The organism is Micromonospora sp. NPDC023814, assembly GCF_040639595.1.
Taxonomy (GTDB): Bacteria; Actinomycetota; Actinomycetes; order Mycobacteriales; family Micromonosporaceae; genus Micromonospora.
The window spans coordinates 30,003-54,811 of record NZ_JBFAAF010000031.1; the positions used below are offsets into that span (position 1 = coordinate 30,003).

Annotated in this window: 17 protein-coding genes and 1 tRNA gene; 6 read left to right on the forward strand and 12 right to left on the reverse strand. The window is 73.2% G+C overall.

All coding sequences use genetic code 11. The annotated features are described in order from the left end of the window. Window positions 1–24: 24 nt before the first annotated feature. Both prfA and rpmE read right to left on the reverse strand, forming a co-directional pair. A complete protein-coding gene (prfA, locus tag AB0G14_RS18485; protein ID WP_357698835.1) occupies window positions 25–1,113 on the reverse strand; it encodes a peptide chain release factor 1 in 1,089 nt (362 codons plus the stop codon). 114 nt (window positions 1,114–1,227) lie between these two features. Beyond that, window positions 1,228–1,452, reverse strand: coding sequence for a 50S ribosomal protein L31 (gene rpmE / locus AB0G14_RS18490; protein WP_350686436.1), 225 nt, complete (start codon window positions 1,450–1,452; stop codon window positions 1,228–1,230). Window positions 1,453–1,751: 299 nt separating this feature from the next. Here rpmE and AB0G14_RS18495 point away from each other — a divergent pair, with 299 nt between their 5' ends. After that, a complete protein-coding gene (locus tag AB0G14_RS18495) occupies window positions 1,752–2,648 on the forward strand; it encodes an AAA family ATPase (protein WP_357698838.1) in 897 nt (298 codons plus the stop codon). 93 nt (window positions 2,649–2,741) lie between these two features. Here the strand turns inward: AB0G14_RS18495 and AB0G14_RS18500 are convergent, their stop codons facing one another. From AB0G14_RS18500 to thrB, 3 genes are all read right to left on the reverse strand, one after another. Then, on the reverse strand, window positions 2,742–6,185 hold the full coding sequence (locus tag AB0G14_RS18500; protein WP_357698840.1) for a phosphodiester glycosidase family protein: 3,444 nt from the start codon (window positions 6,183–6,185) through the stop codon (window positions 2,742–2,744). A 383-nt stretch (window positions 6,186–6,568) separates the two neighbouring features. Then, window positions 6,569–8,596, reverse strand: coding sequence for a transcription termination factor Rho (gene rho, locus AB0G14_RS18505; RefSeq protein WP_357698843.1), 2,028 nt, complete (start codon window positions 8,594–8,596; stop codon window positions 6,569–6,571). A gap of 293 nt (window positions 8,597–8,889) precedes the next feature. Beyond that, window positions 8,890–9,834: a homoserine kinase gene (gene thrB, locus AB0G14_RS18510; RefSeq protein WP_357698846.1), complete on the reverse strand. Its 945-nt coding sequence runs from the start codon at window positions 9,832–9,834 to the stop codon at window positions 8,890–8,892. A gap of 139 nt (window positions 9,835–9,973) precedes the next feature. On the opposite strand from thrB, the gene AB0G14_RS18515 reads away from it, so the two are divergent. Continuing rightward, window positions 9,974–10,525 (forward strand): hypothetical protein, encoded by a 552-nt coding sequence (locus AB0G14_RS18515; RefSeq protein WP_357698848.1) that lies wholly within the window; start codon window positions 9,974–9,976, stop codon window positions 10,523–10,525. Between the two features lie 12 nt (window positions 10,526–10,537). On the opposite strand, the gene AB0G14_RS18520 is transcribed toward AB0G14_RS18515, so the two are convergent. The 6 genes from AB0G14_RS18520 to argS all read right to left on the reverse strand — a co-directional run bounded on the left by AB0G14_RS18520 (window position 10,538) and on the right by argS (window position 20,844). Next, window positions 10,538–11,782 carry an MFS transporter gene (locus AB0G14_RS18520; RefSeq protein WP_350703628.1) on the reverse strand — a complete coding sequence of 415 codons (1,245 nt, stop codon included), beginning with the start codon at window positions 11,780–11,782 and terminating at the stop codon, window positions 10,538–10,540. A gap of 116 nt (window positions 11,783–11,898) precedes the next feature. Then, a complete protein-coding gene (locus AB0G14_RS18525; protein WP_357698851.1) occupies window positions 11,899–15,174 on the reverse strand; it encodes an efflux RND transporter permease subunit in 3,276 nt (1,091 codons plus the stop codon). Between the two features lie 125 nt (window positions 15,175–15,299). Next, complete coding sequence (gene thrC, locus AB0G14_RS18530) at window positions 15,300–16,349, reverse strand: threonine synthase (protein WP_357698853.1); 1,050 nt, start codon at window positions 16,347–16,349, stop codon at window positions 15,300–15,302. A gap of 121 nt (window positions 16,350–16,470) precedes the next feature. Then, window positions 16,471–17,784 (reverse strand): homoserine dehydrogenase, encoded by a 1,314-nt coding sequence (locus AB0G14_RS18535; protein ID WP_357698923.1) that lies wholly within the window; start codon window positions 17,782–17,784, stop codon window positions 16,471–16,473. Window positions 17,785–17,792: 8 nt separating this feature from the next. Further along, a complete protein-coding gene (lysA, locus tag AB0G14_RS18540; RefSeq protein WP_357698856.1) occupies window positions 17,793–19,178 on the reverse strand; it encodes a diaminopimelate decarboxylase in 1,386 nt (461 codons plus the stop codon). Between the two features lies 1 nt (window position 19,179). Continuing rightward, a complete protein-coding gene (gene argS, locus AB0G14_RS18545; protein ID WP_357698859.1) occupies window positions 19,180–20,844 on the reverse strand; it encodes an arginine--tRNA ligase in 1,665 nt (554 codons plus the stop codon). 100 nt (window positions 20,845–20,944) lie between these two features. On the opposite strand from argS, the gene AB0G14_RS18550 reads away from it, so the two are divergent. The 4 genes from AB0G14_RS18550 to AB0G14_RS18565 all read left to right on the forward strand — a co-directional run bounded on the left by AB0G14_RS18550 (window position 20,945) and on the right by AB0G14_RS18565 (window position 23,587). Next, window positions 20,945–21,781, forward strand: a complete 837-nt coding sequence (locus AB0G14_RS18550) for a DUF3105 domain-containing protein (protein ID WP_357698861.1) — start codon at window positions 20,945–20,947, stop codon at window positions 21,779–21,781. Between the two features lie 8 nt (window positions 21,782–21,789). Beyond that, window positions 21,790–22,455, forward strand: a complete 666-nt coding sequence (locus AB0G14_RS18555) for a DUF305 domain-containing protein (protein ID WP_357698864.1) — start codon at window positions 21,790–21,792, stop codon at window positions 22,453–22,455. A gap of 209 nt (window positions 22,456–22,664) precedes the next feature. Beyond that, window positions 22,665–23,357 carry a winged helix-turn-helix domain-containing protein gene (locus AB0G14_RS18560; protein WP_357698925.1) on the forward strand — a complete coding sequence of 231 codons (693 nt, stop codon included), beginning with the start codon at window positions 22,665–22,667 and terminating at the stop codon, window positions 23,355–23,357. 155 nt (window positions 23,358–23,512) lie between these two features. Continuing rightward, a tRNA-Arg gene (locus tag AB0G14_RS18565) sits at window positions 23,513–23,587 on the forward strand. A 407-nt stretch (window positions 23,588–23,994) separates the two neighbouring features. Here AB0G14_RS18565 and AB0G14_RS18570 read toward each other — a convergent pair. Continuing rightward, window positions 23,995–24,513 (reverse strand): hypothetical protein, encoded by a 519-nt coding sequence (locus AB0G14_RS18570; RefSeq protein WP_357698866.1) that lies wholly within the window; start codon window positions 24,511–24,513, stop codon window positions 23,995–23,997. Window positions 24,514–24,809 lie beyond the last annotated feature (296 nt).

Genomic DNA, 24,809 nt, shown 5'->3' on the forward strand with positions numbered 1-24,809 from the left:
CCTTCTCTTCGGCCGCCCGGCGGGTCAGCGGCGGGTCAGCTCCGTGTCGCCGGCCAGGCGGGCGGCGCGGTCGGCCTCCGCCAGGGCGTCGAGGACGCCGTCCAGGTCCCCGGCGAGGGACAGGTCCAGGTTGTACGCGGTGTAGCCGATCCGGTGGTCGGTGATCCGGTTCTGCGGGAAGTTGTAGGTGCGGATCCGCTCCGAGCGGTCCACGGTGCGCACCTGCGCCTTACGGGCGTCCGAGGCGGCCGCGTCGGCCTGCTCCTGGGCCGCCGCCAGCAGCCGGGCGCGCAGGATCCGCATCGCCTGCTCCCGGTTCTGCAACTGGGACTTCTCGTTCTGGCAGGAGACCACGATGCCGGTCGGGACGTGGGTGATCCGCACCGCCGAGTCGGTGGTGTTCACCGACTGGCCGCCCGGACCCGACGAACGGAACACGTCGATCCGCAGGTCGTTCGGGTCGATGGTGACGTCGACGTCCTCGGCCTCGGGCAGCACCAGCACGCCGGCGGCGCTGGTGTGGATCCGGCCCTGCGACTCGGTGACCGGGACGCGCTGCACCCGGTGCACGCCGCCCTCCCACTTGAGCCGGGACCAGACTCCGTTGCCGCCCTCGGGCACGCCCTTGGTCTTGATCGCCAGCGAGACGTCCTTCACCCCGCCGAGGTCCGAGTCCTGGGCGTCGATCACCTCGGTGAGCCAGCCGCGCCGCTCGGCGTACCGGGTGTACATCCGCAGCAGGTCGCCGGCGAAGAGCGCGGACTCCTCGCCGCCCTCGCCGGCCTTGATCTCGACGATCACGTCCTTGGCGTCGTGCGGGTCGCGCGGGATCAGCAGCTCGGCCAGCCGCTCCTCGAGCGCCGGCAGGGTCGCCGCGATCGATTCCGCCTCGGCGGCGAAGGACGGGTCCTCGGCGGCCAACTCCCGGGCGGCGGCGAGGTCGGCGCGGGCCTGCTCCAGCTCCCCGGCTGCCTTGTGCAGCGGGACCAGCTCGGCGTACCGACGGCCGACCCGGCGGGCGGTGCCCTGGTCGGCGTGGATGGCCGGGTCCGCCAGCCGCTTCTCCAGCTCGGCGTACTCGTCGAGGAGGGCGGCCAGGCGCTCGCTGCTCATGCGGGGGAAGCTCCTTCGACGACGACGACGACGGCGGGACGGGAGGCGGAACCAGGCGGATACGGACGACGCCCGCGACCGGCACGAAACCGGGCGCGGGCGCCGAACGAGGAGTTACTTGGCCTTCTTGGCCTGAACCTTGGCGTACTTCTGCTGGAACTTCGCGACCCGTCCGGCGGTGTCCAGGACGCGCTGCTTGCCCGTGTAGAACGGGTGGCAGGCGCTGCAGGTCTCGACGTGGATCGAGCCGCCCTTGGCGGTGCTGCGGGTGCTGAAGGTGTTGCCGCAGGAGCAGGTGACCTCGGTGGTCACGTACTCCGGGTGGATGTTGGGCTTCATGTCGCCTCGGTCCTTTCGTGGATGGTCGCCGGGTCGCCGTCGGTGTCCGTCGCCTCGTGCGCGACGGGCTCGGGCGTGAACCGGAACCGGTGGCCGATTGACCAGTGTGCCATGGGCCGACGCCGGCCCGGCAATCGGGCCGCACGGCTGGTCCGGCATCGACAACGCGCGCCTCGTCTCCCGCATTCCCGCCGCCTGGCCGGGCATTCACCCCGGCACGGCCGCCCGCCGGTCGTGCCCCGCCCGGGGTACGGCGGCGACGCGCCGCCGGCCACCGAGACGTACGACACGGAGGAGCCATGGCCCGCCTGATCGCCACCCGGGGACTCCCCGCCTCCGGCAAGACCACGTTCGCCCGGACGCTGCAACCGTCCGTGGTCCGGGTCAACCGGGACGACCTGCGCCGGATGCTGCACGGCGAGCGGCTGTTCACCCAGTGGGCGGAGTGGCAGGTGACCGTCGTGCAGCGGGCGCAGGTCGAGGCGCTGCTGCGGGCCCGGGCGGACGTCTGCGTCGACGACACCAACCTGCGATCGCGGACCCTGCGGGACTGGGCCGACCTGGCCGCCCGGCACGGCGCAGAGTTCGAGGTGCACGACTTCACCGACGTGCCGCTGGCGGAGTGCCTGCGCCGCGACGCCGCCCGCCCGGAGGCCGACCGGGTCGGCGAGGCGTGGATCCGCCGGCTGCACGAGCGCTACCTGGAGGGGCGCGCGCTGCCGCTGCCGGTGCCGCAGGCCCGGACGGGGCGGCCGGCCACGGTGCACGCCCCGTCGACCGAGCCACCGGAGATCGTGCTGGTCGACATCGACGGGACGGTCGCGCTGAACGTCTCGCGCAGCCCGTACGACATGACCCGGGTCGACGAGGACGAGCCGAACCCGGCGGTGATCGCGGCGGTCCGGGCGATGCACGCGGCCGGGTACGGGGTGGTCTTCTGCTCGGGCCGCGACGCCACCGCCCGGCCCGCCACCGAGGCGTGGCTGGCCCGGCACGTCCGGGTCCCCTACCTCGACCTGCACCTGCGCGCCGTCGGCGACAACCGCAAGGACTCGGTGGTCAAGCAGGAGATCTACGAGCACGAGGTCAGGGACCGCTACCGGGTGGTCGGCGTCTTCGACGACCGCCAGCAGGTCGTACGGATGTGGCGCGCCCTTGGCCTCACCGTCTTCCAGGTCGCCGAGGGCGACTTCTGAGGCCCGCACCGGGATCGGTGCGGGCCTCAGATCGGCGTTAGGAAGGGCACCTTCCTATGCACCAGGCGATAGGAAGGTGCCCTTCCTTACACCTCAGGCGGCGGCGGTCAGGGTGACGGTCGCCTCGGCGTGGACGCCGTTGACGTCCACGGCCAGCTTGACCTGCGCGCCGGGGCGCAGGGCGGTGAGCGTGCCGGTGGCCGGGTCGAAGCGGGCCACGTGCCAGGGCTTCAGCCCGGCGGCCGAGCCGACGTGCAGGTTCGGCGAGGCGGACCAGTCCGCGCTCACCGGCGCCGCCACCGGCACCGTACGCCCGCCCGGCTGGGTCACCGTGGCGGTGACCGTCGCCGGGGCGTCGACGGCGACGCTGGCCGGGGCGGCCAACGCGAGCCCGTCGACGTGCGCGTGGAACTCGGCGGCGACCCAGCGCGGGCCCTCCACGAGCGGGTTCCGCCGGGCCCGGTCGGCCTCGGCGGGGCTCACCGGGTCCACCCCGAACTCGGTCCACCCGGTGAATCCGCCCTGGTCGGCCGGGGTGGACGGGTTCTTGCCCGAGTTGCCGTTGATCAGGTACGGCACCCCGTCGACCCGGTCGGCGTGGAACGTGCCGACGTGCCCGCCGACGAAGACCGCCCCCTTGCCGGTGCGGTGCTGGAAGTCGGCCAGCCACTGCTCCAGCAGCGCGGCCTCCTTCCGGTCGCCGAGCTGGCTGGCCTTGGCCGGGCTCGGGTCGCGCGGCGGGTGGTGGTGCAGCACCGCCACCGAGCCGACGGCGGGGTCGCCGGCCGCCGAGTCGAGCGCCTCGCGCAGCATCCGCACCTGGTCGAAGCCGCCGCCGCGCAGCGAGCCGGTCGACGAGTTCAGCGTGACGAACCGGGTGCCCTTGTGGTCGAAGACCCGCTGGGGGTCGCCGAACGCGGCCCGGAAGTTGGCGATCGGTGCGCCCATGATCTCGTGGTTGCCGGGCACGTAGTAGTACGGCAGTTCCCCGCCGAGTTCCTCGTCCAGCACCCGCTTCGCCAGCGCGAAGTCGGCCGGGTACGCGGTGTCCACGAAGTCGCCGTTGATCACGAGGAAGTCCGGCTTCGCGGCCTTGACCTCGCGGAGCGTACGGCGGGCCTGGGCGACCAGGTCGCTGTCCGGGTCCGCCGCGACGAACTGCGCGTCGGACATGACCGCGAAGCGCCAGGGCGCGACGTCGACCGTGCCGTCGCGGAGCACCACCCGGTCGGTGCGCGGCGCCTCGGCCGGGGCGTCGACCGTCGGCGGCACCTTCGCCACCAGGTCGTCGATGACCACCTCACTGCGGTACTGGGCGGCGGCGTTGGTCTCGGCCACGTAGAACCGGCGGATCCGCACCGGGTACTGCACCCCGGCGGGCACGGCGAACTCGACGTACTTCCAGCCCTTCCAGGTGATCAGTGGCCCGCGCAGGACGTGCTGGGTGTTCTGCGCGTCGTGCAGGTGCAGGCTGGGCCATTCCCCGGTGCCGTTGCCGTGGATCCACATGCCGAACGCCTGCGGCTGGCCGGCCACGTCGATCCAGGCCGGCGGGTCGGCGTACGCGGCCCGGGTGCCGGTGGACTGACTGAAGTCGTACGTCATCTTCAGGCCGGTGCCGGTGCGCCCCGGCGCCGGGGCGACGGCACCGCTGGCCCGGGCCTGGCTGAACTTCCAGGCCGCCGCGTCGTCGAACGTGGCCACCGGGACGTCGGTGAGCCCGACGGTGACGGGCAGCACGGTGCTGCTGCCGCCCACACGCACGGTGACCAGCGCCGAGCCGGTGTCCCGCAGCGCGGTGACGGCGAGGTTGCCGTCGGCGGTCGGGGTGATCTTGAGAAGGTCCCGGTCGTAGTCGAGCTTCAGGTCGGCGGGCTCGATCGGGGCGGTGTTGCCCTCGGCGTCGTAACCGACCACGCCGAACAGCGCGCTGCCCTCCGCCCCGTCCAGGCCGACCCGGTCCACGGTGGAGTCGATCCGGGCCAGCGGGCCGAGGACGGTGAGGTCGAGGGTGCCGCTGGCCTCGTCCCGCCAGGCGGTGACGGTGGTACGGCCGGGCAGGCCGGCCCGGAAGGTGCCCTCGCGGTCGACGGTGCCGTGCGCCGCCGGGTTGGCCCGCCACTTCGGCGCGCCGGCCGCCGGGCCGTACGTCTCGTCGTGGCCGGCGGCGGTGAGCCGGCGGGTGAGGCCGGGGAAGACCCGGTCGGGGCGACCGCCGCGCACCGGCGCGACGCCGGGTGCGCTGGTCGGGTCGCTGGCGGTCTCCAGCCAGTACCCGGTGAGCCGGCCGCTGCCCTGGGGCGCGTAGAGGGCCAGGCCGTTGGGCACCGCGCGCTCCGTGCCGTCGGAGGGGCTGTTCTCCACCTGCACGGCCGCCGCGCCCGGCTCCCGGGCGAGCAGCGTGGACGAGCCGCCGCCGTCGAGGTTGAGCGCGTGGTGGGCGCCGAGCTCGGCCATCATCCGGCCCATCTCGGTCTGGGTGACGCCACGGCTGTCGACCTGGCGGCCGTCCACGGTCAGCAGGATCATGCGCCGGCCGTCGGCGGAAAAGCCGACCGACGTGCGCGGGGCCAGCGACGCGTCGGCGATGTTCTGCACCACGCCGTCCCGGACCAGCACGTTGCCGCCGCCGACCGCCGCGTGGAGGGTGCTGCCGTCGGCGGGCTTGGGCTGCCAGGCGACCGTCACCGGGTCGCCGGGACGCAGCCCGGCGAGGACGTCCGCGCCGGTGTCGCGGCCGAGCAGCACGGTGGTGCCGGCCGGGATCGGCCCGCTGCCGGCCGTCGTGCCGACGGTGGCGACGCGGCCGTCGACCACCGTGACCTCCGTGACGCGGGCGGCGCCGGGGACCGCGCGTTCCCGGGTGTACGACCCCCAGAGCGCGGTGAACACGCCGATCCCGTTCGCCTGGATCATGTTGTTGAACTGGGTCAGCGTCACCGGGCCGGTGGGCAGCGTCGCGGTGCCGTCGAAGTTGACCTCGATCACCCGGCCGAGCCCCTCGGTGGTGATCGCGACGGCGTTGCGATGCCCGCCGACCGCGGACTGGACCAGTTCACCGTCGCGGATGCCGACGCCTTGGGCGGCGCCCGAGTTGTTGATGTCGAAGAAGTCGCCGTTGACCGCGGCGACCGCGCGGGAGGCGTCCACGGCGCGGCGCAGCGGCTCGGCCCGGCTGACCGCGCCGGAGTTCACGTAGTCGACGGTGACGCCGCCGGTGAGGTCGGCCGTGAGCGCGTCGGCGCGCAGCCAGCCGTCGGCGTCGTACCGGTCGAAGGAGGTGAGTTGGAGGCCCGGGGCGACCGGGCGGGTGGTCTTGGCGGTCTCCAGGCCGCCGGCTGGCTCGATGCCGCCGGAGAGCGTGACGGAGTCGGCGGGGTACGAGGATGCGCGGGGCGCGTCCTCAGCCGCGGTGGCGGAGGGGTCGGTGGCCGGATCTGGCGCACCGGCGGTCGCCGGCACGGTGCCGGCCATGGTGAGCAGCGGCGTCAACAGCAGGACGCCGGCAAGACGGGCAGATCGTCTGCGGGTACGCATGGGCCACAGTCAACCGGACTGTGAATAGAAGTTTCAATACCTGTCAACCAAACCGAAGGAAAACTCCACCCCTCGTCGCCCGGTCCGAAGCAACCGCGCAGCCGGCGTCGGTGGGGTGGTGGAACGCGCTGTCGAGCTGCCCCGTCCGTGCGACCAACCTGAGCCGCTCCCCGCCCCGTCTGCGAGGGCAGCTCGACGGCGCGCGCTGCCGCCAGGCCCAGGCTCGACACCGCCAGACAGAGCACGCGACGGGCGTGGTGACCGAATGCGACTGTCGTGGGCAGACAGACGGCGGGCGGGCGAACGGCAGGGGGTGCCCGGGAACGCGAGAAGGGCACGGCCGCGGTGGCCGTGCCCTTCTCGTCGGTCTCACCCGGGTGAGGTCACTCCCCCGGCGTCGACTTGGCGATCTGCATCAGGAACTCGATGTTGGTGCGGGTCTGCTTGAGCTTGTCGAGCAGCAGGTCCAGCGCCGCCTGCGAGTCCAGCGAGTGCAGCACCTTGCGGAGCTTGTGGATGATGGCCAGTTCCTCCGGCGCGAGCAGGATCTCCTCCTTACGCGTGCCGGACGGGTGGATGTCGATGGCCGGGAAGGTGCGCTTGTCGGCGATCTTCCGGTCCAGCTTCAGCTCCGCGTTGCCGGTGCCCTTGAACTCCTCGAAGATGACCGTGTCCGCCATGGACCCGGTCTCCACCAGCGCGGTGGCGAGGATGGTCAGCGAGCCGCCGTTCTCGATGTTGCGGGCCGCACCCAGGAAGCGCTTCGGCGGGTAGAGCGCGGTGGAGTCGATACCACCCGACATGATCCGGCCGCTGGCCGGCGCCGCCAGGTTGTACGACCGACCGAGCCGGGTCACCGAGTCGAGCAGCACGACCACGTCGTGGCCCAGCTCGACCAGGCGCTTCGCCCGCTCGATCGCCAGCTCCGCCACCGTGGTGTGGTCCTGCGGCGGACGGTCGAACGTCGCCGCGATGACCTCGCCCTTCACCGACCGCTGCATGTCGGTGACCTCTTCGGGGCGCTCGTCCACCAGCACCACCATCAGGTGGCACTCCGGGTTGTTGTGCGTGATCGCGTTCGCGATGGCCTGCAGCACCATCGTCTTGCCCGCCTTCGGCGGCGACACGATCAGCGCACGCTGGCCCTTGCCGAGCGGCATGACCAGGTCGATCACCCGGGTGGTGAGGATGTGCGGCTCGGTCTCCAGCCGCAGCCGCTCCTGCGGGTAGAGCGGGGTGAGCTTGTAGAACTCCGGCCGGCGCTTCGCCTCGTCCGGCTCCATCCCGTTGATGGTGTCCAGCCGCACCAGCGGGTTGTACTTGTCCCGCCGCTGCTCGCCGTCGCGCGAGGCGCGCACCGCACCGGTGATGGCGTCACCGCGCCGCAGACCGTACTTCTTGATCTGGGACATCGAGACGTAGACGTCGTTCGGGCCGGCCAGGTAGCCGGTGGTCCGCACGAAGGCGTAGTTGTCGAGCACGTCGATGATGCCGGCCACCGGGACGAGCACGTCGTCCTCGCCGACCTGCGGCTCACGCCCGCCGTCGCCGCCGCCCTCGGCCCGCTCGCCACGGCCGCGGCGACGGTCCCGGAACCGGCTGCGCCGGCCGCGCCGGCCGCCACCCTCGCCGTCGTCGTCACCGTCGGCGTCGCGCTCGGCGCGCTGACCCCGGTCGCCCCGCTCGTTGCGGTCGCCCCGTTCGGCCCGCTCGGCCCGCTCGTTGCGGTCGCCACGCTCGGCCCGCTCGCCGCGCTCGGCACGGTCGCCACGCTCCGCACGGTCGCCACGCTCGGCACGGTCGCCGCGCTCCGCACGGTCGGCCCGCTCGGCACGGTCGCCGCGCTCGGCACGGTCGGCCCGCTCGCCGCGCTCCGCACGCTCAACGCGCTCGGCACGCTCGCGGCCACGGCCCTCGCTCCGGTCGGCACGCTCGCCGGCCTCGGCCTCCTCCGTGCGGGTCTCCGCGGGACGGGCCTCGGCGGCCCGCGCCTCGGCGACGGCGGCCCGGCTGCGCCGGGTCCGGGGACGGCCCTCGGTCTCGACCGGCGCCGGCTCCGCCGGGGCCGGCTCCGCGGCCCGCCGCTCGGCCTCGGGCCGCTCGGTGGTCTCGCGGACCTCGGCGTGGACCTCTTCACGGGCGGGAGCGGCAGCGGCCGCGACCTCGGCCCGCGGTCGAGGGGTCCCGGCGGTGGCACCGCCCTGCCGCTCGGAGATCGCGCTGATCAGCTCGCCCTTGCGCATCCGAGCCGTGCCCGAGATGCCGAGCGACGCAGCCAGGCTCTGCAGCTCCGGCAGCAGCATCGCCGACAGGCCGGTGCCGCTGCGCCGACGACGGGCGGGGGCGGCGGCGGTGGTGGCATCGCCAGCGACGTTGGAAACATCCGACGTCACGTCGGTGGTGTCGCTCAATGGATTCCTTCCCTCGATAGGCCGGGACTGCCCGGGGTCGAAACAAGGTGGCCGGGCGGCCTCGGTGCACCCGCCTCGCATGGACGCGTCGCGGGAGTCTGTGACACAGCAGCCGGTCGGTTTCCCTGCTCACCGACGTCGGTGAGCAGGTCTCGCCGTCTGCGGCGACCTGTGAAGACTGCGGTGCGGCGTGGGCCTAAGCAGGGGTGACGGGCTGACCGCCGAAAGCTTCGGGGTGCGCCGACCCGCAGGAAGATCGCATGCTTCGCGGCTGTGCTAAGTCTAGAGCGTAATCAACTCTTCCGACCTGCGGCAACAGGGTCCCGCTCCGCGTGTCCGAGTCTACCCCGGGCAACCCGTGCTCCGTGCCCGTCCGGGTCCAACCGCCAGACCTGCCAGTCTGTTCCCGGATCATAGCCTTCCGGCAACCCGTCCAGGGCCAGGACGGTCGGCCCGGCCCCACTGATCACAGCCGCCACACCGACCTCACGCAACGCCCTGACCAGGGCGGCGCTGCCCGGCATCCCCTCCGCGCGGTAGTCCTGGTGCAGCCGGTCGACGGTGGCCGGCAGCAGCAGCGCCGGCTCGGCGGTCATCGCGTGCACCAGCAGCGCGGCACGTCCGGCGTTCAGCGCCGCGTCCCCGTGCGGCACGGTGGCCGGCAGCGCGGCCCGCGCCGTCGCCGTCAGGCCGCGCTCCTGAGGCACGAAGACCGTCGGCCGTACGCCGGCGGCGACCGGCAGCGACACCGCCCGGGCCCCGGACGGCTCCGTCCAGGCCAGCGTGAAGCCGCCGAGCAGGCAGGGCGCCACATTGTCCGGATGGCCCTCGATCCCGGCGGCGAGCCGCAGCGCGGCGGCGTCGTCCAGCCGGGCCTCCCCTTCGGTCACCAGCGCCCGGGCGAGCAGCACGCCGGCGACGATCGCGGCCGACGAGGAGCCCAGCCCCCGGGCCTGCGGGATGCGGTTGACACACTCCACCGCCAGGCCCGCCGGCTGGCCGCCCAGTGCCTCGAAGGTCGCCCGCATGGCGCGCACCACGAGGTGCCGGTCGTCGGTCGGCAGCTCCCCGGCGCCCTGCCCCGTCACGGCCACCGTGACGCCCCCCGCCGTCACCTCGGCGGCCACGTCGTCGTAGAGGGCCAGGGCGAGCCCCAGGGCGTCGAAGCCCGGCCCCAGGTTGGCGCTGGTGGCGGGAACCCGGACCCGGACCGGACCGGAGGCGAATGTCGTCGGCACCGGCTCATGCTAGGGCTCCGCACCGACGTCGCGGCCGTCCGCCCGCCGGGTGGGACGGGGCCGCCGCCGGCACCGCGCGGGTGATCCGGCCCGGCGCCGTTCCGCTAGCCTGACCCGACCGACGACGACGGGAGGCAGCGTGCTCGGACATCTGGCGACGGCGCTGGCCACGCAGGCGCCCACGGTGCTGGTGTTGCTGGTCGGCCTCGTGCTGACCGTGACGGCGGGGCGTCGGCTGCCCCGACGGCCCCGGCTGCTGGCCCTGTTCGGCCTCGGCGTGCTGCTCGTCAGCTCGGTGCTCACCCTCGCCTGGGTCCTGCTGGCTCCCCGCCTGATCGACGGCAGCTTCGGGTCTTCCGACGGCGAGGACTTCGGGTGGCGCGAGTTCCAGCTGGTGAACACGGCGTACAGCGCGGTGATGGCCCTGGCGTACCCCCTCGGGCTGGGCCTGGTGATCGCGGCGGTGCTCACCGGGCGGCGGGCGACCGGCCCGGCGGCCGCCCCCGCGGGCGGATGGCCGCCCGCCGGGCCCGCGCCGACCCCCGGGCCCGCGCCGACCCCCGGGCCCGCGCCGACCGCAGCCGGGCAGCCCGCGCCGGGGTGGCCCACGGCGGTCCCCGGTCACGCGCCGACACAGTGGGACGGCCTGACCCGGCCGGACGCGCCCACGGGCGGGGCAGGACAGCGCTGACCGGCGGGCGGGTCAGCGGGCCGGGGTCGGGTCCGGCTCCGCGACGGGGTCGGTGAGCGAGAGCCGGCGGGTGGCGATCCGCCAACCGACCGCGTAGACCAGCGTGACCAGGCCGCAGCCGGCCAGCACCACCCGCTCGTCCACCGTGTCCACTACGGCCGCCACCACGAGCTGGCTGACCGAGATGGCCAGGGTCGCCAGCATCATGTCGGTGGCGAAGACCCGGCCCCGCAACCGGTCGGGCACCTCGCCCTGAAGGGCGAAGTTCGACATCACCCAGTTGCTGCCGCCGGCGAAGTGGGCGACGAAGACCAGGGCCAGCACCAGCGGGAACCAGTCGACGACCGAGATGCCGAGGTAGGCCAGGCCGTAGAGGGACATGGACAGCGCCAGCCCGGACAGCAGCCAGGCCCGGTTGTTCAGCACCCGACGCATCAGGATCGGCCCGACCAGCGCACCCGCCCCGCGGACCGCGAAGAGCAGCCCGGTGCCGACCGGCCCCACGCCGTACACCGCGGCGAGCAGCGGGAAGACCGTCAGCACCCCGTTGCCCAGGCCGACCGCGCTCTTCACGGTGACCAGCCCCAGCACCCTCGGCCGGTGCCCGATGTACCCCAGCGCCTCGCGGATCGCCGCCCAGGTCTGCTGCGCCGGTCGCCCGGCGTCGCGCGGGGCCTGCAACGGCCGGCGGATCAGCGTGGCCAGGCCCGCCGCGGCCGCCAGGCCGACCACCCCCACCCAGAAGCAGGCGTACGGTCCGACGGCGGCGCTGAGCACGCCACCGAGCGAGGCGCCGACGATGGTCATCGTGCCCCAGGCTGACCCGGCGACGGCGTTGCCCGCGGCCAGCTCGTCGGGATCGAGGACGTTGGGCAGGGCGGCCTGCGCCGCCGGGGAGTAGAACGCCTTGGCCACCGCCACCACGCCGATCCCGACCATCGCCAGCCAGGCCGTGCCGGCGCTGCGCACCCCGAGCAGCAGGAGCACGCCGAACAGGGCCGCGACGTTGGCCGCGATCATGATCTTGCGCCGGTCGAACCGGTCGGCGACCGTGCCCGTGTAGGGCAGCAGCAACGCCACGATGCCGGTGTCCACGGCGAGCACCAGGGCCCCCCACACGCCGCTGCCGGTCAGGTCCGGCAGGAGCACCAGCAGCGGCACCATGACGAACCAGTCGGCGCCGAAGACCACCAGCTCGGCCAGGACGAGGTTGCGGAAGTTCCGGTTGCGGGCGAGGACCGAGAAGGTGGACGGCACGTCCGGACCCTACCGGGCGGTGGCCGGCGCGCCACGGCGTCCGGCGGGTACCTGACCGAACGCGGACGCCCCCGGCGGGCGGGACCGGCCGGGAGGCGTCCACGGGCGTACGGGCGCTACTCGGCCGGTGGCAGCGGCGACCTGCGGCTCTTCGGCAGCCGCAGAACCTCGAACTGGTCCGTGCCGTCCACCAGCGCGGCCGACGGCGCCGGCCGGGCGGCCCCCTCCGCGCCGGCCGACGGCGCCGCGGGCACCGGGACCGGCCCGCCGGCCCGCTCCGTCCCGGCGTCCCGGACGCCGGCGGCGGGGGCCGCCGGAGTCGCGCCGCCGGACCGGCTCGCCCGCCAGGAGCGGATGCTCTCCTTGGCGTGCTCCGCCATCGTGTAGAGCGTCGGCACCAGGATCAGGGTGAGCAGCGTCGAGCTGAGCAGACCGCCGATCACCACGATCGCCAGCGGCTTGGAGATGAAGCCGCCCTCCCCGGTGAGGCCGAACGCCATCGGCAGCAGCGCGAAGATGGTGGCGACCGCGGTCATCAGGATCGGCCGCAGCCGGCGCCGGCCGCCCTCGACCACCGCCTCCCGGACCCCCATGCCCTGCGCCCGGTACTGGTTGATCAGGTCGAGCAGCACGATCGCGTTGGTCACCACGATGCCGACCAGCATGAGCACGCCGATCAGCGCCGGCACGCCCAGCGGGGTGCCGGTGGCCAGCAGCAGGCCGATCGCGCCGGTCGCCGCGAACGGGATGGAAATCAGCAGGATCAGCGCCTGGGTCAGGCTGCGGAACGTCGCCACCATGATCAGGAAGACGATCGCGATGGCCGCGAGCACGGCCAGGCCCAGGTCGGCGAACGCCTCCTCCTGGTCGGCGCTGACGCCGCCGATGGCGAAGGTCGCCCCCGGAACATCGATGGCGTCCAGCTTCTTCTGCAGCTCCTGGGTGGTGGCGCCGAGGTTGGAGCCGGTGGCCGTACCGGTCACCGAGACGCTGCGCTCACCCTCGATCCGGGTCACCTGCTGCGGCCCCTCGGCCACGGTGACGTCGGCGATGTCGTCCAGCCTCACCGGCCCCACCGGCAGCGCGCGCAGCTCCTCGACGGAGACCGGCACCTTGCCCGCGAACCGCAGCACCACGTCCCGCGGCCCGCCGTCCAGGGTCACCTGGCCCAGCGGCGCGCCCCGGAACGCCTGCGCCACCAGCTGGCCGACGGCGGCCTCGGTGAGCCCGGCCCGGCCGGCGGCGACCCGGTCGACGGTGACGTCGACGCGCGGCACCCGGGTGGCGAGGCTGGTGGAGACGTCCGCCACGCCCGCCACCCCGGCCATCGCCGCCCGGACCTCCTCGGCTGCCCGGTTCAGCGCCTCCGGGTCGGTGGCCTGGACGACCACCTCCAACTGGTTGGCGGCGGCACCGCCCTGTCCGGCCCCGAAGCTGACCTCGCCGACGGCCGCGCCGAGCGCGTCGATCTCCCGGCGCAGGACCTCCCGCATCTCCGTGGCGTCGGTCTCGCCGCCGAGGGCCAACGACCAGGTGGCGACGTTGTTGCCGCCGCCCGCGAACGGGTTGTCCCCGCCGCCCGCCGTCACCTGGTACGTCTCGATGCCGTCGGTCCGCTCCAGCACCGCCTCGATCTGGCGGGCCGCCGCGTCGGTGCCGGCCAGCCCGGTGCCCGCCGGCAGCTCCTGCGTCATGCTCAGCGTGTCCTGGCCGGAGTCGTCGATGAAGTTGGTCTCCAGCTGACGGGACAGGCCGAACGTGCCGAACAGCACGAGCACGCCGAGCCCCAGGGTGATCCAGCGGGTGGCCCGCCTGCGGGTGGCGAACCCGATCACCGGCAGGTACGCCCGCTGCAAGGGGCTGCGCAGCTCCTTCTCCTCCGCCGCCCGGCGCACCGCGGCGTCGTCCACCGTGCCGCCGGAGGGCTTGAGGAACCAGTACGCGAGCACCGGGATGACGGTCAGCGAGACCAGCAGCGAGGCGAGCAGGGCCACGGTGACGGTGATCGCGAACGGCGCGAACAGCTGCCCGACGAAGCCGCCCACCAACGCGATCGGCGCGAAGACGGCCACCGTGGTGAGGGTGGACGCGGTCACCGCGCCGGCCACCTCGCGGACGGCGGCGAGGATCGCCTCGCGCTTCGGCTCGCCGTACTCCAGGTGCCGCTTGATGTTCTCCAGCACGACGATCGAGTCGTCGACCACCCGGCCGACCGCGATGGTGAGCGCGCCGAGGGTGAGCAGGTTCAGCGAGTAGTCGCCGATCCAGAGCGCGATCAGGGCGACCACCACCGAGAGCGGGATGGAGACCGCGGTGACCACGGTGGAGCGGATCGACAGCAGGAAGACCAGGATGACGATGACGGCCATGACCAGGCCCAGCAGGCCCTCGGTGGTCAGGCTCTCGATGGACTTCTCGACGAACGGCGCCTGGTCGAAGACCACGGTCAGCTCGGCGCCGGAGGCCTCCCGCAGCTCGGCCAGCCGGTCCCGGATCTCGTGGGAGATCTCCACCGCGTTGCCGTCGGGGGCCGCGGTGACGGCGATGCCGAGGCTGTCCCTGCCGTTGGTCCGGGTGAGCGCGGTGGCCGGGGCGAGCTGCTGTTCGACGGTGGCCACGTCGCCGAGGCGGACCGGGGCGGCCTTCCCCGCCGACGGCGCGACGACGATGCCGCGCAGGTCGTCCAGCGTGGCGAGCGGGGTCCCCACCTGCACCGGCAGCGCCCGGGTGCCGTCGGCCACCGCGCCGGCCGGCACCGTCACGCCGTTGGTCTTCAGCGCGGCGCCGATCGCGGCCGGCTGGAGCTTCGTCGCGGCCAGCTTCGCCAGATTCGGGGTGACCACCACGACGTCGTCCCGGGCGCCGGTCACGTCGACCGACCGGACCCCCTCGATCGCCTCCAGCTCCGGCACGACCGCGCCACGCAGCTTCTCCGCGAGGGCGCGCTGGTCGGCGCCGCCGGACGCGGCGAGCACCACGGCGGGCAGGTCGTCCGTGCTGCCGGCGATGACCTGCGGGTCGACCCCCTCCGGCAGCTGCGTGTCGATCCGGTTGAGCGCGGTCTCCATCTTGTTGACCACGTCGTCCAGGTCGGTGCCGAACTCGTACTGCACCTGGACGGTCGTCGAACCCTCGCGCGAGGTCGAGGTGACCCTGTCCAGGCCGGGGATGCCCTGGAGGCTGTTCTCGATCGGCTCGGTGACCTGCGACTCGACGACCTCCGGGCCGGCGCCCGGGTACGCCGCCACGATGAACGCGGCCGGGAACTCCAGCGACGGCAGGAGTTGCTGCTTCAGCGACGGCACGGCGAACGCTCCGAACGCCGTGGTCACCACCGCGATGAGGGCGATCAGCCCTCGATTGGCGAGGCTGAATCTGGCGAGCACCGACATCGGCGTGGCTCACTCCTGGAGAGAGGACGGTTGCGGGGCGGGAGAAGTCTCCCGCACCCGCTGCGACGCGCACCGGCCGCCCCCGCTCCCGGTCCCGCCCACAGGACGGGCGGACCAGGCGTGGTTCAGGCCAGGTCGAGCGAGCGGGCGGCGGCCAGCGGGTCGTTGGCGATGGTGATCGGAGCGGGAGCGGTGGAGATGGCCCACTCCGGGTCCTTCAGGCCGTGCCCGGTGACCGTGCAGACGACCGTCGAGCCGGCCGGGGTCCTGCCGGCGGCGGCCTGCTGGAGCAGGCCGGCCACGCTGGCCGCGCTGCCCAGCTCGACGAAGACCCCGACCTCGCGGGCCAGCAGCCGGTACGCGGCCAGGATCTCCCGGTCGCTGACGGCGGCGATCAGGCCGCCGGAGGAGTCCCGGGCGTCCAGCGCCCTGGTCCAGCTCGCCGGGTTGCCGATCCGGATGGCGGTGGCGATCGTGGACGGCTCGCGGACCACCTGGCCGGTGACGATCGGCGCCGCGCCGGCCGCCTGGAAGCCGTACATCTTCGGGGCGCGGGTGGCGTTGCCGTCCCGCAGCTCCTCCGAGTAGCCCATCCAGTAGGCGGAGATGTTGCCGGCGTTGCCCACCGGCAGGCAGTGGATGTCGGGCGCGTCGCCGAGCGCCTCGACGATCTCGAACGCGGCCGTCTTCTGGCCGTGCAGCCGGTCGATGTTCACCGAGTTGACCAGGGCCACCGGGTAGTCCTGGGCGAGCTTCGCCGCCAGCGACAGGCAGTCGTCGAAGTTGCCCTGCACCTGGAGCAGCTTCGCGCCGTGCACCAGCGCCTGGGCCAGCTTGCCCAGCGCGATCTTGCCCTGCGGCACGAGCACCGCGCAGGTGAGGCCGGCGCGGGCCGCGTACGCCGCCGCGGACGCGCTGGTGTTGCCGGTGGAGGCGCAGATGATCGCCTTGTTGCCGGCCTCGACCGCCTTGGAGACCGCGAGCGTCATGCCCCGGTCCTTGAACGAGCCGGTGGGGTTGGCCCCCTCCACCTTCAGGTGGACGTCGCAGCCGAGCCGGGCGGAGAGCACCGGCGCGGGCAGCAGCGGGGTGTTCCCCTCGTGCAGGGTCACGACGGGCGTGGCGTCGGTGACCGGCAGCCGGTCCCGGTACGCGTCGATCAGACCCCGCCACATGTCGCTCTCCTCGCTCTATCGCCCCGCTGGGTCGGGGGCACCGTCAGCGTGGACCAGCCTGCCCGGCCCGCCCGCGGCGCACCCGTCGTTAACCACCTGGCGAGACGCGAACGCCGTCACGTCACGCCCCGCCCTCGACCCGCAGCACGCTCGCCACCGACCGGACGATCTCCAGCCCGCGCAGCTCGCCGACGGTGGCGGCGAGCGCCGCGTCCGGGGCCACATGGGTGACGATGACCAGGTCCGCGTCCTCGCCCCGGCCGGCCGCGTCGCCGCCCGCCGGGCCCTGCCGCACGGTGGCGATCGAGACGTCGTGCCGGGCGAAGACGCCGGCCACCGCCTCCAGCACGCCCGGCCGGTCCGCCACGTCCAGGCTGATGTGGTAGCGGGTGAGCGCCTCCCCCATCGGCCGCACCGGCAGGTCGGCGTACGCGGACTCGCTGGCCGAGCGCACCCCGGCGAGCCGGTTGCGGGAGACCGCCACCACGTCGCCGAGGACCGCGCTGGCGGTCGGCGCCCCACCGGCGCCCCGCCCGTAGAACATCAGCTGCCCGGCCGCCTCGGCCTCGACGAAGACCGCGTTGAACGCGTCGCCGACGCCGGCCAGCGGATGGGTCAGCGGGATCATCGCCGGGTGCACCCGCACGCTGACCGTCTCCCGGCCGGCGGCGTCGACGCCCCGGGCGGCGATGCAGAGCAGCTTGATGGTGCAGCCCATCGCCTTGGCGCTGGCCACGTCGGCGGCGGTGACCTCGGTGATGCCCTCCCGGTGCACGTCGGCCGCGCCCACCCGGGTGTGGAACGCCAGCGAGGCGAGGATGGCCGCCTTGGCCGCGGCGTCGAAGCCCTCCACGTCGGCGGTCGGGTCGGCCTCGGCGTACCCCAGCTCGGTGGCCTCCTCCAGCGCCTCCGCGAAGCCGGCGCCGGTGGCGTCCATGGCGGAGAGGATGAAGTTGGTGGTGCCGTTGACGATGCCGGTGACCCGGTTGATCCGGTCCCCGTGCAGCGACTCCCGCAGCGGGCGCAGCAGCGGGATCGCCCCGGCGACGGACGCCTCGTAGTAGAGGTCGCCGCCGCCCTCGGCCGCCGCGTCGTGCAGGGCCGCGCCGTCCTCCGCGAGCAGCGCCTTGTTGGCGGTGACCACGCTCTTGCCGGCCCGCAGCGCCTCGACGAGCCAGCTCCGCGCCGGTTCGATGCCGCCGACCACCTCGACCACCACGTCGACGTCGTCGCGCTTGATCAGCCCGAGCGGGTCGGTGGTGAACAGCGCCGGGTCGACCGGGAGGTCGCCCCGGTCGCGGCCGAGACGGCGTACGGCGATGCCGGCGATCTCCAGCGGGGCGCCGATCCGGGCGGCGAGGTCGGCCGACTGCTCGTGCAGCAGCCGGACCACCTCGCTACCGACCGTGCCGCAGCCGAGCAGCGCCAGGCGCACAGGTGACGTCATCCCACATCCAATGCGAGCAGGTCCTCTTCGGTTTCCCGCCGGACGATCAGACGCGCCTGGCCGGCCCGCACCGCGACCACGGGGGGCCGGGGCACGTGGTTGTAGTTGCTGGCCATGCTCCGGCAGTAGGCGCCGGTGCCGGGCACCGCGACAAGATCTCCGGGCTGCACGTCGGCGGGCAGGAATTCATCCTTCACCACGATGTCCCCGGACTCACAATGCTTTCCCACCACGCGGGCGAGCATCGGCTCGGCGGCCGACGCCCGGGAGGCCAGCGTGGCGGAGTAGGACGCGTCGTAGAGCGCGGTGCGGATGTTGTCGCTCATCCCCCCGTCCACGCTCACGTACGTCCGGATCCCGTCCACGTCCTTGACCGTGCCGACCTCGTAGAGGGTGAACACGGCCGGCCCGACGATCGCCCGGCCCGGCTCGATCGACAGGTGCGGCACCGCCAGCCGCTCGGCGGCGCACTCGGACTCGACGATCCGGCGCATCCGCTTCGCCAGGTCCTGCGGCGCGGCCGGGTCGTCCTGCGTCGTGTACGCGATGCCGAAGCCGCCGCCGAGGTCCAGCTCGGGCAGTTCCACCCCGCGTGCGTCGCGGATCTGCGCCTGGAGGCCGAGCACCCGGCGGGCGGAGACCTCGAAGCCGCTGGCGTCGAAGATCTGCGAGCCGATGTGCGAGTGCAGGCCACGCAGCTCCAGCACGCCCTCGTCGAGCACGCGGAATGCCGCCTCGGCCGCCGCCCCGCCCGCGAGGGAGAAGCCGAACTTCTGGTCCTCGTGCGCGGTGGCGATGAACTCGTGGGTGTGCGCCTCGACGCCGACGGTGACGCGGATCATCACCTTCGGCCGGACGCCCCGCTCCCGGGCCAGCGCGGTGAGCCGGTCGATCTCGTGGAACGAGTCGAGGATGATCCGCCCGACCCCGGCGTCCAGCGCCCGGGTCAGCTCGCCGACCGACTTGTTGTTGCCGTGGAAGCCGATCCGCTCGGGCGGCATCCCGGCCGACAGCGCGGTGGCCAGCTCACCACCGGTGCACACGTCGAGGTGCAGGCCCTCCTCGGCGATCATCCGGACCACGGCGCGGCAGAGGAACGCCTTACCCGCGTAGTAGACGTCGACGCCGTCGAAGGCTGTGCGGAAGTCGCGGCAACGCGAGCGCAGGTCGTCCTCGTCGAGCACGTACACCGCCGTGCCGAACTCGGCCGCGAGGTCGCCGACGCCGATCCCGGCCACGGTGAGCACCCCGTCGCCGCCGCGCGTCACGTTGCGCGGCCAGAGCGCCGGCACCAGCGCGTTGACGTCGGCCGGCGTACGCAGCCACGCCGGTCCCCGGCTGCCGATGTCCCCGTGCAGGGCACCGGCCTCATGTGCGCGCATGTCACATCCTCTCGGGGGCGGAGACGCCCAGCAGGCGCAGCCCGTTGGCGATCACGGTGCGGGTGGCGTCGTTCAGCCAGAGCCGGGCGCGGTGCAGGTCGGTGGCCTCCTCGTCGCCGCGCGGCAGGATCCGGCACTCGTCGTAGAACCGGTGGTAGGCCCCGGCCAGCTCCTCCAGGTAGCGCGCCACCCGGTGCGGCCCCCGCAGCTCGGCCGCCGTGGCGACCACGGCGGGGAACTCGGCGAGCGCCTTGAGCAGCTCGTTCTCCTTCTCGTGCCCGAGCAGCTCGGGGCGGAAGGCCTCGGCGTCGCCCCGGGTCAGCCCCACCTCGGCCGCGTTGCGGCCCACGCTGGCCGTCCGGGCCGCCACGTACTGGACGTAGTAGACCGGGTTGTCGCGGGTGGCCCGGGTCCACAGCTCGACGTCGATGTCGATCGGGGAGTCGCTGGAGTAGCGGGCCAGCGCGTAGCGGGAGGCGTCCACGCCGATCGCGTCCACCAGGTCCTCCAGGGTGACCACGGTGCCGGCCCGCTTGCTCATCCGGACCGGGGCGCCGTCGCGGACCAGGTTGACCAGCTGGCCGATCAGGATCTCCAGGTTGCGCTCCGGGTCGTCGCCGAAGCACGCGGCCATCGCCTTCATCCGGCCGATGTAGCCGTGGTGGTCGGCGCCCAGCATGATCACGACCCGCTCGAAGCCGCGCTCGCGCTTGTCCAGGTAGTAGGCGCAGTCGGCGGCGAAGTACGTCCACTCACCGTTGGACTTGCGCAGCACCCGGTCCTTGTCGTCGCCGAAGTCGGTGGTGCGCAGCCAGGTCGCGCCCTCGGACTCGAACACCCGGCCCTGCGCGCGCAGCCGCTCGAGGGCGAGGTCCAGCTCGCCCCGGTCGTGCAGGTCCTTCTCGTTGAAGTAGGTGTCGAACTCCACCCCGAAGCCGCGCAGCGACGACTTGATCTCCTCGAACATCAGCGCGACGCCCTCGACCCGGAAGACCTCCTGGGCGGCGGCGTCGTCCAGCTCCAGCACGTCCGGACGGGTGCCCCGGACCGCGTCGGCGATCTCGGTGATGTACGCCCCGGCGTAGCCGTCCTCGGGGGCCGGCTCGCCCTTTGCGGCGGCGAGCAGGGAACGGGCGAACCGGTCGATCTGGGAGCCGGCGTCGTTGAAATAGTATTCCGTGCCGACGTCGGCGCCGGTGGCGCGCAGCAGCCGGCTGAGCGCGTCGCCGACGGCCGCCCAGCGGACGCCGCCGATGTGCACCGGGCCGGTCGGGTTCGCCGAGACGAACTCCAGGTTGATCCGCTGGCCGGCGAGCCGCTCGCTGCGGCCGTACTCCTCGCCGGCCTCGACGATCGTCCGGGCGAGCTGGCCGGCGGCGGCCGCGTCGAGCCGGATGTTGAGGAAGCCCGGGCCGGCGATCTCCACCGACTTGACCCCCGGGGCCCGCCCGAGCTGCTCGGCGAGGCCGGTGGCCAGCTCGCGCGGCGGGACGCCCACCTTCTTGCTGAGCTGGAGCGCCAGCGTCGAGGCGTAGTCGCCGTGCTCGGGGTTGCGAGGTCGCTCCACCGCCGTGGAGTCCGGCAGGGCGGAGCGGTCCAGGCCCCGCTCGGTGAAGACGGCGTGGGCTGCGGAGAGGACGACCTCGGCGAGTTCTGCGGGAGTCACCGATCCATGTTATCGGGGGTAGACTCGGCACCCGCGGCGGCGACCCAGAGTGTGAAACCGGCCCGCCGGATCCCCTGACCGACCGACCTGACGAGGCACGATGAGCATCAGCACACCTGGTGGCGGCCCCGAGCGCCGTCCGACCGTGGTCAGCACCGGCAAGAAGCCGGCGGCGGGCCGGCCGGCCGCGGGCGCCGACAAGGCCGGGTCCGGCAGCGCCAAGACCGGGTCCGGCAACAAGGCCGGGTCCGGCAAGCCGACGGGTCCCCGCCCGGGCGCCGGGGGCAAGGGCCGCAAGCCGGTCACCCCGGTGAAGGTGAGTCAGGGCCGCTCCTGGGGCCCCATCGCGCTCTTCGTCGCCGTGGGCGTGCTCGCCGTGTCGATCATCGGCTACGGCGCCTGGGCGTCGTTCCAGGGCTCCAAGCCCTGGGAGGACCGGGCGGCCGACATCGCGGGCATCGTCAACTTCCGCGAGAAGGACAAGGACCTCGTCACGGGCGGCAACCACCAGACCGGCCCGATCACCTACTCGATCCTGCCGCCGGTGGCCGGCCCGCACAACGCGGCCTGGCAGAACTGCATGGGTGACGTCTACGACGCCCCGGTCGCCAACGAGCACGCGGTGCACAGCCTGGAGCACGGCACGATCTGGATCACCTACCGTCCCGGCCTGCCCGCCGACCAGGTGGCGAAGCTGACCGAGAAGGTGCAGGGCAAGGAGAAGATGATGCTCAGCCCGTTCGAGGGGCTGGACAAGCCGATCTCCCTGCAGGCCTGGGGTTACCAGCTCAAGGTCGACAACGCCGGCGACAGCCGGATCGACGACTTCATCAAGGCGCTGCGGGTCAACGCCTCGGTCGAGGGCCCGACCGCGCTGTGCAGCCAGGGCATCACCGCCACCGGCACCACGCCGCGCGACGGCAACCAGATGGGCTGAGGAGAGCGATGAGCACCCCGACCATGATCGATACCGCCGAGCCGGCCAGCCCCGCTCCGGAGGAGCGGCGGCCGTCCGCGCGCCGCTGGGGCACCGCCGCGCTGGCTCTCGCCGTCGTGGTCGGGCTACTCCTCGGGTACGCCGGCGGCCTGCTGACGCCCCGGCTGACCCGGCCGGGCGAGACCTCGGCGGAGGCGGGCTTCGCCCGGGACATGACGACCCACCACGCGCAGGCGGTGGAGATGGGCCTGATCGCCTTCGACCGGGGCACGGACCCGGAGGTCCGCAGCATCGGCGGCGACATCGCCACCGCCCAGCAGGGCGAGCTCGGCATCATGCAGGCGTGGCTGCGCTCGTGGGGGCTCGACCCGGCGGGCAGCGAGCCGCCGATGTCCTGGATGTCCGACGGCGCCGGCCTGGTCAAGAACGGGCTGATGCCGGGCATGGCCACCCCCGAGGAGATGGCCAAGCTGCGCGCGGCCGACGGCCGGGAACTGGACGTCCTGTTCCTGCAAATGATGATCAAGCACCACCTGGGCGGCATCCACATGATCGACGGCGTGCTCGACGCCAGCGACGAGCCCGACGTGGTCCGGACGGCCCAGACGATGAAGAACACCCAGCGCAAGGACCTGACCAACCTGCAGAACGCGCTGAAGCGCCTGGGCGGCTGACCCGCCCCCGCCGCACCGCTCATCCGTCGAGAGGTCCGCGTCGCGCCGGTTCACCCCGGCCGACCCGGACCTCTCGCCGTTCCCGCCGGGGCATGCGCCCGGTTTGCCAGTATAAGCGAAGTAGTGTTCGATCTGACCGATTGCCTCACTAAGGGAGTTTTCTCCACACATATCGTGACCAGTTGCGATTCGGGCTCGTTGCGCAGGACGTGGGGGTTGCACTGAGAGACGCACGGCGTTCGGTCACCAGCTGGTGCCGACGCCACACCATCGGCGGTGACGGGGCGGTGGCAGCCGTCCGTCGCGGACAGCGGCAGGGCGAGCCGGGAACGCTCAGCCGCGAACAGGAACTCGAACTGATCGACGTCCTGCGGGGCGTCTACCCCGACGCGCTGGGCCTGGACGAGGAGCTGTGGACGCGGCAGAGCCTGCACACCCTCATCCAGCGCCGCTTCGAGCTGCCGATGGACGCCGGCGCGGTCGGGGCGTACCTGCGGGCCTGGGGGTTGGGCCCGCGGGAGCCCCGGGAGCGGGCCTGCGGGCTCTGCGTGGGCGCGGTGGAGCGCTGGGTGCGCAGCGAGTACCCGGCCATCACCCGGGCCGCGCAGGAACACCTCGCCGAGGTCTACTGGATCGGCCGGGTACGCCTGCGCGGCACCATGCCGGCGGCGGACGTCATCTCCGCCGTCTCGTCCCGCGGCCGGGTGCGCTTCATGATCACCACGCCGTCGGTCGACCCGCCGCTCCCCCGCGACTTCGTGCTGCGGCTCAGCGGCGAGGAGCAGCGGACGGTGCACCTGATCGTCGACGGCTCCTGGCCCCGCAACGAGTGGCCCCGCCGGCTGCCCCGCCGCATCGTGCTGCACCCGCTGCCCAGTTGCGGCCGCGCCGTCGCCGCCTGAGCGGGCGCGGCCGGCTCGACCGGGCCGACCAGCCTGACCGGGCCGACCAGGGGTCCCGGGCCCGCCCGCAGCCTGGGCTTGGCGACACGGGCTCGATCATCCGATACCGATTCGGCGTTCCGGGGAGGCGTTTGCTAGTCTTCTCAAGTCGCTGAGCCCCCGTAGCTCAGGGGATAGAGCACCGCCCTCCGGAGGCGGGGGCGCAGGTTCGAATCCTGCCGGGGGCACCATCGATGAGCACCACGAAAAGGCCGCCGACCAGGGCAACCGGGTCAGCGGCCTTAGTAGTGTGCCCGGCCGTCAGCGACCAGCGGCGGGCACCTGTGCCGAATCGGTGCCGAAGTCTCGGCGCGCCGCCCAGCCATCAGCCGAGCGGCTCTCCCGATGCACTGCCTGAAAGCTGCGTCACCGCCGTCGAGACACTTGGCGTGGATCCTCAGCAACGCCGTGCGAGACGCACGCGCGGGGCGCTGGACAAGGTGCGGGTCGGGGCGACTCGCACCGGAGGCGCCCCGCCGCGCGCCATCCCGACGCCGGGCCACTCGTTCTGCGCCTCGCGCGACGTTGGCGATGCCGCTGACCCGCCGGCCGGTCCGCTTCGGCGTGACCGGCCGCACGCCTGCCGCAGATTCCCGTGTCACTCGACAGGCTGATCCTCGATGAAACGCATCCGCTTCACGATCTTGCCCTCTTTGCTCTTGTCATAGACATCGTAATTCTTTTTCGGGTCGGCATCCGACCAGGAGACGGATGCAACCAGGTCGTTCTTGTGATGTTCCAGCCGATCTGTGTTCAGGTAGCCTTCATCGGGCTGCCAGCCTCTCGGCAGATCCTCACTCTCCCTGTAGAAGGACACGTCGAACACCCTGTTCCGACCTGCTGTCGCCTCGACCTCTCCTTCGATCGGGTGAGCCTTGCTGTAGCCCTCGACCAGTTCTTTCAACTCCAGGAGATCTTCCGGTGGGTTCAGGATCATGTAGTGCCTCTTGACGGTCACCGCCTCGCCCTTCCCGCCGAAGACCTGCGCGGTGTTCTCGATTTCGACAATCTCCGTCCGCCCACCGGATCCTTCGCTCTTCGTGCATCCGATCAGGCTCAACGGAATGACGAGCGCACCAACAATCAGAGCCAGGACCTTCGAACCAGCCTTAATCACTAAACCCTCTCAAGTTGCATCCGTCCCCGTTGAACCGATCGGCCGCAGCACAGCGGGCAAGGTCAACGGGGTCCACAAAGCGCGGCGCGTCCACGCGGCGACGCCCCGGGCCGCCTCAACCGTCCGCACGGCGGCTCATCGAAGGGCGACCGCGACGCATGACGCGACGGCGAAGGCGGCTGCGGCGCGGCGTCGCCATGAACGCGAGGCGTGGGGCAGCGCGACCATGAGCGAGAGACTACCCATCGGACCATCGTCGCCACAGGGCAGCGCGTCTCCCCGAGGCGGGGCGCCGG

Coding starts and splice junctions, on each gene's coding strand:
- prfA (WP_357698835.1), bottom strand. CDS start 1,113: ATGAGCAGCGAGCGCCTGGCCGCCCTCCTCGACGAGTACGCCGAGCTG.
- rpmE (WP_350686436.1), bottom strand. CDS start 1,452: ATGAAGCCCAACATCCACCCGGAGTACGTGACCACCGAGGTCACCTGC.
- AB0G14_RS18495 (WP_357698838.1), top strand. CDS start 1,752: ATGGCCCGCCTGATCGCCACCCGGGGACTCCCCGCCTCCGGCAAGACC.
- AB0G14_RS18500 (WP_357698840.1), bottom strand. CDS start 6,185: ATGCGTACCCGCAGACGATCTGCCCGTCTTGCCGGCGTCCTGCTGTTG.
- AB0G14_RS18525 (WP_357698851.1), bottom strand. CDS start 15,174: ATGTCGGTGCTCGCCAGATTCAGCCTCGCCAATCGAGGGCTGATCGCC.
- thrC (WP_357698853.1), bottom strand. CDS start 16,349: ATGTGGCGGGGTCTGATCGACGCGTACCGGGACCGGCTGCCGGTCACC.
- lysA (WP_357698856.1), bottom strand. CDS start 19,178: ATGCGCGCACATGAGGCCGGTGCCCTGCACGGGGACATCGGCAGCCGG.
- AB0G14_RS18550 (WP_357698861.1), top strand. CDS start 20,945: ATGAGCATCAGCACACCTGGTGGCGGCCCCGAGCGCCGTCCGACCGTG.
- AB0G14_RS18555 (WP_357698864.1), top strand. CDS start 21,790: ATGAGCACCCCGACCATGATCGATACCGCCGAGCCGGCCAGCCCCGCT.